This is a genomic window from Acidovorax sp. JHL-9 (assembly GCF_000426205.1).
Classification (GTDB): Bacteria; Pseudomonadota; Gammaproteobacteria; order Burkholderiales; family Burkholderiaceae_C; genus Acidovorax; species Acidovorax soli.
Map to the genome: position 1 here is coordinate 1 of NZ_AUEX01000026.1, position 12,799 is coordinate 12,799.

Below are 12,799 nucleotides of genomic sequence, written 5' to 3' on the forward strand. Positions count from 1 at the left end.
ATGCGCAGAGCGCCGGCGTCGGTCAGCACGGTCTTGGCGCTCTTGCCGTTGCGGTGATTGGCCGCAGCCCCTTCGGGCTTGGCCTGGCCGGGGGCGTAGCCCAGGTGGTGACTCATCTCCGCGCCCAGCGCGCGCTCAAGCACCGACTTCTTGAACTGCTGGAAGATGCCCTCAAGCTCGGCTGGCGTGACTGGCCCGGGAATGAGTTGCTCAAGCAGCTCGGCTGAGAATTGCGGCTGCGCCGCCTTGTCCGCTGATGCGGTGGTCTTCGTCTTGCGTGGCATTCATGCTCCTTGTTGACATGCTATGCCTCACACACAAACTTTCTGACAGGCTCATGAGATTGACATGCTGGTCACGCCTGACCCCTTGTTCAAGCCCGGATTGCACTTCGAGCCTGTGTTCGACTACGAACAAGTGCTTGTGGTGGCCTGCGACCATGCTCTGGCCAGCGCACCGCATATCACCCCCCGTGACCTGTTAAATGAGGTTTTAATTACCTACCCGGTCTCGCCGGATCGGCTGGATGTTTACACCCAGTTCCTATCGCCTGCTGGTGTGAGTCCACGCCGGCATAAGACCATCGAGACCACCGACATCATGTTGCAGATGGTAGCCAGCGGGCGCGGCGTCGCCGCGCTTCCACGCTGGCTTGTCGAAGAGTACGCGTGCAAGATGCCCGTGAAGCCTGTGCGTCTAGGACCACAAGGGATTGCCAAGCAGATCTACCTTGGCGTACGCGAGTTGGACATGAACACCGATTACGTACAAGCCTTCGTGCTCCTGGCAAGAACGCTATCTCATTCTCAGGTGTAGCGTTTCTCTAGCTCGTCCCAGTCTGGCTTACCGACTAGGCGCTGACGCTCGGTGAACGAGGTGACCAAGCCGCTGCTTTCAAGTACTTGCTTGTCGTCTCTTAGGGTGGCGAGCGTCTTTTGCATGCCATGCACTGCGCCCTGTAACGCAGCGTTGGCGTAAAGCACGATACCGTAGCCCAGTCGGCCAAGCTCCTCGGCGCCGAACATAGGGGTCTTGCCGCCTATGACCATGTTCATCAGCTGCGGCTTGGCCAAGCGTTGGGGCAGTGCACGTACCTCCTCGGCCTTGGTTACGGCCTCTACAAAAAGGATATCCGCGCCTGCCTCTGCAAATTTTTGCGCTCGCTCTACGGCAGCCTCAAAGCCGTGCGTAGCTGCCGCGTCGGTGCGCGCCATTACGAGGAAATCCGGATCGCGTCGTGCATCCACAGCGGCCTTGATCTTGCTCACCGCCTCTTCCGTCGAGATAACTTCCTTGCCCGAGAAATGACCGCAGCGCTTGGGTGAAACCTGGTCTTCCAACTGAATGCAGTCGGCACCGGCTCTTTCCAGCGTGCGTACGGTGTGGTACACGTTGAGCGCGTTCCCGAAGCCTGTGTCGGCATCTACTATGAGTGGCAGGCTCACCGCATCACGTATGCGGGCTGTGTGGTTGGCGATCTCTGAAAGACCCATGAAGCCTTGATCGGGCATACCGAACCACATGTTGGTAACTCCGGCACCGGTAACGTAGAGGGCCTCGAAGCCCAGGTCTTCCACGACCTTCGCAGACAGTGCGTTGAACGCGCCGGGTACCAGTACGCCGCGGCGGGCCTCGACAAGGGATTTGAGTTGCTTGCGGGTGGACATTAAGTTATCACAATCTAAATTCAGAAACTGTCATTGGGCACGCGCACCCAGCCTTCCATGAGGATGCGCGCACTGCGGCTCATGACGGCCTTGGTAACGGTCCATTGACCGTCAACCAGGTTCGCCTCGGCGCCGACGCGCAGCTGGCCAGAAGGGTGGCCAAAGCGCACGCTGTGGCGCGCGCCACCGCCAGCCGCAAGATTCACCAGCGTGCCCGGCACAGCGGCCGCAGTGGCAATGGCGACCGATACCGTGCCCATCATGGCGTGGTGCAACTTACCCATGGAGAGCGCGCGAACGAGAATGTCCACATCCTGAGCTCGCACACGCTTGCCACTCGACGCGGTATAGTCGGCCGGAGGAGCCACGAAGGCGATTTTGGGTGTGTGCTGCCGAGTCGTGGCCTCCTCGGCCGTGTGGATAAGACCCATGCGCAATGCGCCTGCCACGCGGATGGACTCGAGGCGCGCCAACGCAGTGGTATCGCCGTTGATGGACTCGCGCAGCTCGGTACCGGTGTAGCCAATGTCAGCGGCATTGACGAAGATTGTGGGAATGCCCGAGTTGATCAACGTAGCCTGGAGCATTTCGATGCCCGGCACTTCCAATTCGTCCACTACCTGCCCCGTTGGGAACATGCCACCGTCACCATCGGTATCGTCTGCTGGTTCCATGAACTCGAGCACGATCTCTGCTGCTGGGAAGGTCACGCCGTCGAGTTCAAAGTCCCCTGTCTCCTGGACTTGCCCGTTGAGAACCGGAACATGAGCTACGATGGTTTTGCCGATGTTGGCCTGCCAGATACGCACAGTGCAGATGCCATCGCGCGGCATCGCTTCGACATAGCCCGCATGGATTGCGAACGCGCCGGCCGCTGTCGACAAGTTGCCGCAGTTGCCGCTCCAATCAACAATGTTTTTATCAATGGCAACTTGACCATAGAGGTAGTCCACGTCGTGCCCAGGGCGTCTGCTTTTCGAAAGAATCACACACTTACTGGTGCTAGACGTGGCGCTGCCCATGCCGTCGATTTGTGCAGCATAGGGGTCCGGACTGCCGATGACGCGCTGGAACAAGCGGTCTCGTGCAGGACCCGCTTGCTGCGTTGCGGATGGCAGGTCTTCAAGACGAAAAAAAACACCCTTGCTGGTCCCTCCACGCATGTAGGTGGCTGGAATTCTGATTTGTGGTGAAGCGACCATCATGCAGCCCTTTTCTCCGCAAGGAAGTCCTGCGCGAAACGTTGCAAAACACCCCCAGCCTCATAGACAGAGACCTCTTCGGCAGTATCGAGCCGGCAGTTCACTGGCACCTGCACCGTCTCGCCACTCTTGCGATGAATCACCAACGTTAGCTCCGAACGCGGTGTGCGCTCTCCTTTGACGTCAAAGGTTTCCGTACCGTGAAGTCCAAGCGTCATCCGGGTGGTGCCGGGCTGAAATTCCAGCGGCAACACCCCCATGCCGATCAGGTTGGTGCGGTGGATGCGCTCGAAGCTCTCGGCAACCACCACCTCGACGCCCGCCAGGCGAACACCTTTGGCCGCCCAGTCTCGGCTAGAGCCTTGGCCATAGTCAGCGCCAGCAATGATGATCAACGGCTGACGGCGGTTCAGGTAGGTCTCAATGGCTTCCCACATACGTACCACCTGTCCATCGGGCTCCACACGGGCAAGGGAGCCTTTCTGCACCTTGCCATCCACCACGACCATCTCGTTGATGAGCTGCGGGTTGGCGAAGGTGGCGCGCATGGCCGTCAGGTGGTCACCACGGTGCGTGGCGTAGGAGTTGAAGTCCTCCTCGGGCAGACCCATTTTGTGCAGGTACTCACCAGCCGCGCTGTCCATAAGAATAGCGTTGGAGGGGGAAAGGTGGTCCGTGGTGATGTTGTCCGGCAGCAGGGCCAGCGGACGCATGCCCCTGAGTGTGCGGGGAAAGGCAGCCAGGGCGCCGACGCCTTCCGTATCCCAGTACGGAGGACGGCGGATATAGGTGGACATTGGACGCCAGTCGTATTGAGGAGCCACACGTTCACCATCGTCCACCCGCAGGGCGAACATCGGCTCATACACGGCGCGGTATTGCGCGGGTTTGACTGCGGCCTGGACCACGGTGTCGATCTCTTCATCGCTGGGCCAGATGTCTTTCAGGCGGATTTCCTTGCCGTCCACAATCGTCAGGACATCGTTCTCGATGTCGAAGCGCACCGTGCCAGCGATGGCATAGGCCACCACCAGCGGCGGCGAGGCCAGAAATGCCTGCTTGGCATAGGGGTGGATGCGCCCGTCGAAGTTACGGTTGCCCGAGAGCACGGCGGTGGTGTATAGACCACGGTCGATGATTTCCTGCTGAATCTTGGAATCGAGCGCGCCGCTCATTCCGTTGCAGGTGGTGCAGGCGAAGGCGACGATGCCAAATCCCAATGCCTCCAGATCGCCTAACAGCCCTGCTTCCTTCAAGTACAGTTTCACCGCCTTGGAACCGGGCGCAAGCGATGTCTTGACCCAGGGCTTGCGCGTGAGGCCCAGCCGGTTCGCATTGCGCGCCAGCAGCGCGGCGGCGATTACGTTGCGCGGATTGCTGGTGTTGGTGCAGCTGGTGATGGCGGCGATGATCACGGCGCCGTCGGGCATCCGGCCCTCGGCCTCATCGGCGCGGGCCATTTCGAGCTTGATGGCACCGGCAATGCCTCGATCCACCAACGCCGAGATCGGCAGGCGACGGTGCGGATTCGAGGGGCCAGCCATGTTGCGCACGACGGTCGAGAGGTCGAACTTCAGTACGCGCTCGTACTGCACATTGCGCAGGCTGTCGACCCAGAGGCCGGCTGTCTTGGCATAGGTTTCCACTAACTGCACCTGGTTCTCCTCACGGCCTGTCAGACGCAGGTATTCCAAAGTCTGTTCGTCGATAGAGAACAGTGCAGCGGTGGCGCCGTATTCAGGGCACATGTTCGAAATGGTGGCCCGGTCGCCAATGGACAGGCTCTCGGCGCCTTCGCCATAGAACTCGACGTACGCGCCCACTACCTTTTCCTTGCGCAGGAATTCGGTCAGGGCTAGCACGATGTCGGTCGCGGTGATGCCAGGTTGCCGGCGGCCCTTGAGCTCTACGCCTGCGATGCTGGGCAGGCGCATCCAGGAGGCGCGGCCTAGCATCACGTTTTCGGCCTCCAGACCACCCACGCCGATGGCGATCACGCCCAGCGCATCTACGTGTGGGGTGTGGCTGTCGGTCCCCACGCAGGTGTCGGGAAATGCCACGCCATCTTGCACGTGGACCACGGGTGACATCTTCTCCAGGTTGATCTGGTGCATGATGCCGTTGCCTGCGGGGATCACGTCCACGTTGGCGAAGGCCTTCTTCGTCCATTCAATGAAGTGGAAGCGATCCTCATTACGGCGATCCTCGATAGCGCGGTTTTTAGCGAAAGCATTGGGGTCGAAGCCACCGCACTCCACGGCCAGGGAGTGATCCACGATCAATTGAACAGGTACCACAGGGTTCACCTGAGCTGGGTCGCCGCCTTCCTTGGCGATAGCATCGCGCAGGCCAGCTAGGTCCACCAGCGCCGTTTGCCCAAGAATGTCGTGACAGACCACACGCACGGGATACCATGGGAAGTCGATCTCACGCTTGCGTTCAATCAGTTGCAGAAGATAGTTGTCCAGTCGTGCCGGATCTGCCCGCCGCACAAGGTTTTCGGCATGTACGCGCGCGGTATAGGGCAGCCCTGCCCAGGCACCAGTTCGTAATGTCTCAACCGCCTCGCGCGCATCCATGTAGTTCCATTGCGTTCCCGGCAGCTTTTTGCGGTATTTAGTATTCATGAGATTGGGTGTTGATGACTCTTCCCGTGATTACTTGCGGCTCTCGATAGGAACGAAGTCGAGATCCTCTGGGCCGGTGTAGTTCGCACTGGGTCTGATGATCTTGTTGTCAACTCGCTGCTCCACCACGTGAGCGGCCCAGCCACTGGTGCGTGCGATCACGAACAGTGGCGTGAACATAGCGGTCGGAACTCCCATCATGTGATAGCTCACGGCGCTGAACCAGTCGAGATTAGGGAACATCTGCTTGACTTCCAGCATCACCGACTCCAGCCGCTCCGCAATGTCATACATCTTGGTGGAGCCAGCTCCATCTGACAGTCGTTTCGCCACACGCTTGATAACCACGTTGCGTGGATCGCTCACGGTGTAAACCGGATGGCCGAACCCGATGACGACTTCTTTGCGCTCAACGCGGGCACGAATGTCAGCTTCGGCTTCGTCCGGGTTGTCATAGCGCTTCTGGATTTCGAACGCAACTTCGTTAGCGCCGCCATGCTTAGGGCCGCGCAGGGCGCCGATAGCACCCGCGATGCACGAGTACATGTCACTACCCGTTCCAGCGATGACGCGCGCCGTGAAAGTAGACGCGTTGAATTCATGCTCAGCGTAAAGGTTCAGTGAGGTATGCATTGCACGCACCCAGCTCTCCGGAGGCGTCTCGCCATGCAGCAGATGTAGGAAGTGACCGCCAATTGATTCGTCATCGGTTTCCACGTCGATGCGTTTGCCTTGCGTACTGAAGTGATACCAGTAAAGCAGCATTGAACCCAGAGAAGCCATGAGCCGGTCAGCAATATCACGCGCGCCGGGAAGATTGTGATCATCTTTCTCGGGCAGCACGCAGCCCAGGGTCGACACACCGGTACGCATCACGTCCATGGGGTGAGCACCGGCCGGCAGTTTCTCGAGTGCGTCCTTCACACTGGCCGGTAGGCCGCGAAGGGCTTTGAGACGCGCCTTGTAAGCCTTGAGCTCTGCTCGTGTGGGCAGCTTCCCGTGAACTAAAAGGTGCGCGACCTCTTCGAACTCGCAAACCTCGGCGATGTCGAGAATGTCGTAGCCCCGATAGTGCAAGTCATTGCCGGTACGGCCGACCGTGCACAGTGCGGTGTTGCCTGCAGTAACGCCCGACAGCGCAACAGACTTCTTTGGCTTGAAACCCGTAGTTTCGGTGGTGCTCATGGTGTCTCCTGATGATGCGAAAGTGGATCAATGGGGTGGGGGCGACCGGCTGCGTCAACGGCGACCATTTCAAACACGGCCTGCAGGGCTTCGTCAGTCGGCGCACCAGGCGCTTGACTCAGACCACGGACGTACACGGTCATAGAAGTGCGGCCTACACGACTCACATGGGCGCGCAGCATGAGGCTGTGACCCACAGGCACCGGCATGCGGAAGTCGACACCGCTCACTGCAGCCACCACCACTTCACGTTGTGCTCGGTTGCGGGCGGCGAGGAAAGCCGCCTGGGCCAACCAACGCAATGCCTGACCCGCAAACAAAGTGTGATGGTGGTTGGCATGGGATGGCAGGACCATTGCATGCATCTCGGCGCTTCCGTTTAGGCTTGTCATAATTCGCAATTTACGCAAAATATGGATCCCGCTCCAGTCCTAAAAGAGTGAATTCATGCCAATGAAAAATTTAATAATTGCGAATTTTGCGAATTATTTAATTGAAAATACGCCATGAAAAAAACCTTCATGGGAGTCCGCCTGCGTTCGATGCGCGCTGAACGCGGCCTATCGCAGATCGCTATGGCCCACGCTCTTGGGCTGTCACCGAGCTACCTCAACCAACTTGAGCAGAACCAGCGACCACTCACGGTATCTGTACTGTTGAAGATCCATCGCACGCTTGGAGTCGACGTACAACAGTTCTCTGAGGACGAGGAGTCGCGGCTCGTGGCAGGCATGCAAGAGGCGTTGGCTGATGCCCCAGAGCCTGTGGCGTTGACCGAAATCCGCGAGGTCGCGGCGCAGATGCCCAAGTTGGGAAGGGCTTTGTTGGCGCTCTACAGAAGGGGGGTGGAAGCCTCGGAGCAGCTTGACGCTATGGCTGCAACGTTTGGTGATGATCGCTCAGGCAATGTGCCACGACGTACGATGCCATTCGAGGCAGTACGCGACTTCTTTTTTGCACACAAGAACTATTTCGATCCTGTAGACCGCGCGGCTGAGACACTGGCGACCCAGATGCAGCAAAGTGGCATGGCACTTATTGACTGGCTCATTCAGCGGCTGGTACATACACACGGTGTACGTGTACTGACTGTGGACGACGATGCGACTAGCAAGCGTCGATACGACAGCGAAATGCGAATACTCCGCCTCGCGAGCGTACTCGAGCGAAGTCAGCAAGCATTTCAGATGGCCACCCAGTTGGCGCTTTTAGAGCATGGGCCGCTTTTCGAAAAACTCACGACAGACGTCACTCTGGAGGGCGATCCTGCGGCACGCCAGCTCGCGCAGATTGGGTTGGCCAACTACTTTGCAGGCGCGCTGGTGTTGCCGTATGGCCGTTTTCTGCACGCAGCGGAGACCTTACGCTACGACATCGAATTGCTGGGCCAAAAGTTTGGCGTAGGTTTTGAGACCGTCTGCCACCGCCTCAGCACACTTCAGCGTGCCGAGGCTCCTGGCATCCCATTTTTTTTCGTGCGCGTTGACCGGGCCGGCAATATTTCCAAGCGCCAGTCAGCCACGAATTTCCACTTCAGTCGCACAGGCGGCACCTGTCCGCTCTGGAATGTATACGAGGCCTTTGCGCAGCCCGAGCGAATCCTTCCGCAACTCGCACGCATGCCCGACGGGCGTAGTTACCTGTGGATAGCCCGCACAGTCTCGCGCGGCGGGGTAGGTTATGGCACGCCTCGACAGACCTTCTCGATTGGACTGGGGTGTGACGTGCATCACGCCACCCGCTTGGTTTACAGCAAGGGTTTAGACCTGAGCGATCCTTATGCCGCAACGCCCATCGGCATGGGCTGTAAGGTATGCGAGCGCGAGCAGTGTCAGCAGCGCGCATTTCCGTTCATTGGTCGACCACTGGAGGTGGACGTAAACCACAGTCGAGTGATGCCATACGGCGCCAAACCTCATGCGGCGAGTGGAGGCTAGTGTTGTGAGCGGTTTCTCTTTTACTCATTCCAAACCAGTCACTGCAAATACGAGGGGCTAAGGGCCGGGCAGCCTGGGCTCAACCCCGGAGGGGAGCGCATTTCCAATGCTGCTCCCTCACTTGAAAGAGGCGCCCTCGGGTACCCGGGAATACCCGGCAAGGGGAAGTCGCCCTGAGACGCCAGTATGGCAAAGGTTTCGCCGGCCGCACGCCTGCGCGCTGGCGCGGCAACGAAATGCTCAAACATCGCCGCAAGGCTGGCAAGGCCGTCGCCCGCGTCCATGCGTTCTTACTCGTGATGTGCATCATGGCCGTTGATGCGCAGGGCCACTTTGCCGAATTGCGCACCAGACTCCAACTGGTTGAGTGCAGCGTGGATATCGTCCAGCGCATAAGTGCTGTCGATCAGCGGGCGCAGGCTGGTGCGATCCACGAAGCCGAGCATGTCGTGGAACTCCCCATAGCTTCCCAGGCTGGAGCCGAAGATCTGTAACTGGCGCACGAAGAGGCGGCGCAGGTCGGCACCGGGTTGGTCTCCTGTGGTGGCGCCGCAGGTGACGAGTCGGCCGCCGCGCACCAGCGATTTCATGGCCGATGGCCAGGTGGCAGCACCCGTGTTCTCGAACACCACGTCCACTCCCCGACCGTCAGTAAGGGCCATGGCCTGCTTCGCCACATCCTGGGTCTGGCTGTTGATTCCGTGATCGGCCCCCATCGCCAGGGCGCGTTCGAGTTTGGCGTCGTCGCGCGAGGTCACGATCACGCGCGCGCCGATAGCCTTGGCCAGTTGCAGGGCGGCCAACGAGACGCCGCCGCCGATACCGAAAACCAGCACCGTTTCCCAGGGCTGCAGGCGCGCCTTGGAAAACAGCATGCGCCAGGCTGTGAGGTGGTTGACACCGAGGGCGGCCGCCTCTGCAAAAGTCAGGTGGGCGGGCTTGGGAAACACCTGTGTCGCCGGCACCTGAATCCATTGGGCGAACGTGCCATCGCGGTGCTCGCCCAGGAACTGGATGCGCGTGCACAGTGCGCTGTCGCCGTGCTGGCAGAACTCGCAACGGCCACAGCCCACGCCGGGGTGAATGACCACCTCCTGGCCCGGGCGCAGCAGCGGATCGCTGGCGTCGCAGGCGTCCACCACACCGGCCGCGTCGAGGCCCAGGATCTGCGGCAGGCGGTGCGTGATGCCGGCGCCACTGTTGCGCATGTACAGATCTACCTGGTTGAGGGTGGCGGCCTGCACGCGCACGAGCACCTCGCCGGGCGCGCGCTCGGGCAGGCGGTGCTCGCGCACCTCGACGACTTCGTTGCCGCCATGGCCGGTAATGAATGCTGCTTTCATGGTCTGGTCTGTCCTCGTGAAGTACCGTTCAAGATCAAAGCGCCGTCCCGCCCGGGCCGCCGAGGTCCAGCGCCTTGGCGTACGTGGCGAAGAAGTCCAGGCTGTGGGGGTTCTGCATGGCGTCCGGGCTGGCCACCTGGGACAGGAGGGCGCCCAGCAGCAGTTTGCGCATCGGCACTTCCATCTTCTTGCCGCTCAGCGTGCGCGGAATCTCACCCACCTGGACCACCGCATCGGGCACATGGCGGCCCGATGCCTTGGTGCGGATCTGCTGCCGGATGCGCTCGGTCAGCGGGGCGTCCAAGGCCACGCCCGGCTGCAACACGACGAACAAGGGCATGAAGGAGGGGCGCCCCAGGTACTCCAGGTCCACGACCAGGCTGTCAAGCACCTCGGGGAGTTCCTCCACCACCCGGTAGATTTCCGCCGTGCCGATGCGGACGCCGTAGCGGTTGATGGTGCTGTCGGAGCGGCCATAGATCACCGAGCTGCCATAGGTCGTGAAACGAATCCAGTCGCCGTGGCACCATACCCCAGGGTATACCTCAAAGTAGCTCTCGCGGTAGCGCCGCCCGTCGAGGTCGTTCCAGAAATACAGCGGCATCGACGGCATCGGCTGGGTGATCACCAGTTCGCCCACCTCGTTGATCACCGCCTGTCCCCGTTCATTGAAGGCGTAGGCGGCCACGCCCAGCTCCGCGCACTGGATATCTCCGGCATGCACCGGCAGGGCGATCCCGTGGAGAGGATGGTGCGCAGCTTCTTCAGCGGCGCGTAATCCCGGGGCTGCAGCCCGTCCTTCTTGTGGGCGAGGAGCACGGCCGCCCCCGTGCCGAACATCGCGACTTCCTGCTCGTCGATGAAGCGCCAAAGGGCATCGCCGCTGGGCCAGGAGGGATGGCCGTCGTACAGCACGATGGAGGCGCCCGTGACCAGGGCACCCACCAGCAGGTTCCACACGGCCCAGCCCGTGCTGCCCAGGAACAACAGACGCTCGCCGGGCCGCAGGTCGTTATGCAGCGCCATTTCCTTTAAGTGCGTGAGCAGGATGCCGCCATGGCCGTGCACCATCGCCTTGGGCAGCCCCGTGGTGCCCGAGGAGTAGAGAATCCACAGCGGGTGGCTGAAAGGCAGGCGCTCGTAACGGGGTGAGGCATCCCGGGCCACGGTCGCCTGCCAGCCCGTGCGCTGGCGCCAATCGACCGCGCGCTCCTGCGCCAGCGGCCCATCCACCTGCACGACATGCTCGACACTGGGCAACTCGGCCAGCAATTGCGCGACTTCCCGGGTACGGTCGTACGGCTTGCCGTTGTAGCGGTAGCTGTCCACGGCGAACAGTACCTTGGGCTCGATCTGGCGCAGGCGGTCCAGCACGACAGGCGCCCCCATGTCGGGCGCGCAGCTGGACCATACGGCGCCGATGCTGGCGCAGGCCAGAAATGCGATCACCGTTTCGGGGCGGTTGGGCATGTAGCTCGCCACACGGTCGCCCGGCCCCACGCCCCAGCCGCGCAGCGTGGCCGCCAGTGCTGCGGTGGCGCGCTCCAGCTCGGCCCAGGCAATGTGCTGCAGCGGCACATCCTCGCTGCGTGCGATCACGGCCGGTTGCTGGGACATGGCACGGAGGAACACATGCTCGGCAAAATTCACCCGGACCTTGGGACACCACTCGGCGCCCGGCATGCTGCGCCGGCCCAGCGCGGGCTCGCGTTCGCCATCGGCCTGGATGTCGAAATAGCTCCAGATCGACTGCCAGAATTCATCCCGGTGTTCGACCGACCAGCGCCACAGCCCGGCGTAATCGTGGGTGGTAACGCCTTTTTCCTGCGCCAGCCAGTCCTGGTATTGCACCAGGCGGCTGGACTGCAGTGGCTCGGGGCCGGGCGTCCAGAGGATGTCGGCGGTAGAGGGGGGCACGGTGCTGGGCATGGCAAGCTGAAAATCAGGGGGCGCTCCGCGCTGCGGCGGCGACCACCGCAGTGCCGGTGAGCTTGGTCTCGTCCGCCTGGTTGCGTGCGGTCAATGCCAGGGTCAGGCAGGGTTCACCGTGCTCGATGCAGTGGCCGGTTGCGCGGGCCTGGCAATGCACTTCGTCACCGATGTGGGTGATGGCTTCAAAACGTACGCTGAAGCGCCGCAGCGCCGCAGGCTCCGCCCAGCGGGTGAGCACACGCGCCAGGTATGCGGCCGACAGCATGCCGTGCGCGAAGACATCGGGCATGCCGGCCTGGCGTGCATAGTCCATGTCGATGTGCAGCGGGTTGTAGTCCCCCGATGCACCGGCATACAGACCCAACTGGTGCCGGGTGATGGGGCCTGCCGCCAGGCCGGGCAGGCCGGGCTCCGCAGCGGGAGCGGTGGCGCGCGGGGCGGGGTGCCCGCTTTGGGGCTGCGGCGGGCGGACGATCATCACGCTGCGCAGATCGGCCACGGGCGCGCCGTCGCGGGCCTCGACACGGGTCTCCCAGACGATGAAGCCTAGGGCGCCGTCTTTTTTTTCATAGAGATCGACAATGCGCGGCTTGAAGTGCAGCGTTTCCCCCGCAAAGGCCAGGCGGTGGTAGGCGAAGTGCTGCTCCCCGTGCAACACATGCGCATAGTTGACCCGCAGGCGCTCGTACACCTCCATCGGCCGGGGACCTGCCATTTCCAGGCAGAACAGGAAGGTGGGGGGCAGCGGCAGAGAAGGGTAGCCACGGGCCTGTGCCGCGGCCTCGTCCCAGAACAACGGGTTTTCCTCACCGGTCACCAGGGCGAACAAGCGCAGGCGGTCGCAGTCCACCCCGGCGCTGAATGGCGTGAGGTCTGTGCCCTTGAGCGAGAGATCCAGCATGGCGC

At 61.5% G+C, this 12,799-nt stretch carries 9 protein-coding genes and 2 pseudogenes; 2 read left to right on the forward strand and 9 right to left on the reverse strand.

Annotation, left to right across the window (positions count from 1 at the left end):
* Positions 1-284 (reverse strand): transposase (locus tag K225_RS20935; protein ID WP_034712810.1); only part of this gene is annotated, 284 nt, incomplete at its 3' end.
* 52 nt (positions 285-336) lie between these two features.
* Between K225_RS20935 and K225_RS20940 the strand changes: the two are divergent.
* A pseudogene (locus K225_RS20940) lies at positions 337-816 on the forward strand (LysR substrate-binding domain-containing protein); the annotation flags it as partial.
* On the opposite strand, the gene K225_RS0115155 reads toward K225_RS20940, so the two are convergent.
* Genes K225_RS0115155 through K225_RS21825 form a run of 5 tightly spaced genes read right to left on the reverse strand, consistent with a single transcriptional unit; the run spans position 807 to position 7,073 of the window.
* Positions 807-1,667, reverse strand: a complete 861-nt coding sequence (locus K225_RS0115155) for an oxaloacetate decarboxylase (RefSeq protein WP_026437196.1) — start codon at positions 1,665-1,667, stop codon at positions 807-809. The pseudogene K225_RS20940 and the gene K225_RS0115155 overlap by 10 nt on opposite strands.
* A gap of 20 nt (positions 1,668-1,687) precedes the next feature.
* Positions 1,688-2,869, reverse strand: coding sequence for a 2-methylaconitate cis-trans isomerase PrpF (prpF, locus tag K225_RS0115160; RefSeq protein ID WP_026437197.1), 1,182 nt, complete (start codon positions 2,867-2,869; stop codon positions 1,688-1,690).
* Positions 2,869-5,496: a Fe/S-dependent 2-methylisocitrate dehydratase AcnD gene (gene acnD / locus K225_RS0115165; protein WP_026437198.1), complete on the reverse strand. Its 2,628-nt coding sequence runs from the start codon at positions 5,494-5,496 to the stop codon at positions 2,869-2,871. Before acnD ends, prpF begins: the two co-directional genes overlap by 1 nt.
* Before the next feature lie 30 nt (positions 5,497-5,526).
* Positions 5,527-6,681, reverse strand: coding sequence for a 2-methylcitrate synthase (gene prpC / locus K225_RS0115170; protein ID WP_026437199.1), 1,155 nt, complete (start codon positions 6,679-6,681; stop codon positions 5,527-5,529).
* A complete protein-coding gene (locus K225_RS21825) occupies positions 6,678-7,073 on the reverse strand; it encodes an acyl-CoA thioesterase (RefSeq protein WP_081679706.1) in 396 nt (131 codons plus the stop codon). Before K225_RS21825 ends, prpC begins: the two co-directional genes overlap by 4 nt.
* Before the next feature lie 114 nt (positions 7,074-7,187).
* Here K225_RS21825 and K225_RS0115180 point away from each other — a divergent pair, with 114 nt between their 5' ends.
* On the forward strand, positions 7,188-8,618 hold the full coding sequence (locus K225_RS0115180) for a short-chain fatty acyl-CoA regulator family protein (RefSeq protein WP_026437201.1): 1,431 nt from the start codon (positions 7,188-7,190) through the stop codon (positions 8,616-8,618).
* 290 nt (positions 8,619-8,908) lie between these two features.
* Here K225_RS0115180 and K225_RS0115185 read toward each other — a convergent pair whose 3' ends face one another.
* The 3 genes and pseudogenes from K225_RS0115185 to K225_RS22815 form a co-directional block, all read right to left on the reverse strand.
* A complete protein-coding gene (locus K225_RS0115185) occupies positions 8,909-9,961 on the reverse strand; it encodes a zinc-binding dehydrogenase (protein WP_026437202.1) in 1,053 nt (350 codons plus the stop codon).
* Between the two features lie 34 nt (positions 9,962-9,995).
* Positions 9,996-11,890: pseudogene (locus tag K225_RS20945) on the reverse strand (acetoacetate--CoA ligase).
* 13 nt (positions 11,891-11,903) lie between these two features.
* Positions 11,904-12,794 (reverse strand): MaoC family dehydratase N-terminal domain-containing protein, encoded by an 891-nt coding sequence (locus tag K225_RS22815; RefSeq protein ID WP_369794867.1) that lies wholly within the window; start codon positions 12,792-12,794, stop codon positions 11,904-11,906.
* Positions 12,795-12,799 lie beyond the last annotated feature (5 nt).

What these genes read in the sequence shown, in the direction of transcription:
- K225_RS0115185 (WP_026437202.1), bottom strand. Translation starts at nt 9,961, where the DNA reads ATGAAAGCAGCATTCATTACCGGCCATGGCGGCAACGAAGTCGTCGAG.
- prpC (WP_026437199.1), bottom strand. Translation starts at nt 6,681, where the DNA reads ATGAGCACCACCGAAACTACGGGTTTCAAGCCAAAGAAGTCTGTTGCG.
- acnD (WP_026437198.1), bottom strand. Translation starts at nt 5,496, where the DNA reads ATGAATACTAAATACCGCAAAAAGCTGCCGGGAACGCAATGGAACTAC.
- K225_RS0115180 (WP_026437201.1), top strand. Translation starts at nt 7,188, where the DNA reads ATGAAAAAAACCTTCATGGGAGTCCGCCTGCGTTCGATGCGCGCTGAA.
- prpF (WP_026437197.1), bottom strand. Translation starts at nt 2,869, where the DNA reads ATGGTCGCTTCACCACAAATCAGAATTCCAGCCACCTACATGCGTGGA.
- K225_RS22815 (WP_369794867.1), bottom strand. Translation starts at nt 12,794, where the DNA reads ATGCTGGATCTCTCGCTCAAGGGCACAGACCTCACGCCATTCAGCGCC.
- K225_RS21825 (WP_081679706.1), bottom strand. Translation starts at nt 7,073, where the DNA reads ATGACAAGCCTAAACGGAAGCGCCGAGATGCATGCAATGGTCCTGCCA.
- K225_RS0115155 (WP_026437196.1), bottom strand. Translation starts at nt 1,667, where the DNA reads ATGTCCACCCGCAAGCAACTCAAATCCCTTGTCGAGGCCCGCCGCGGC.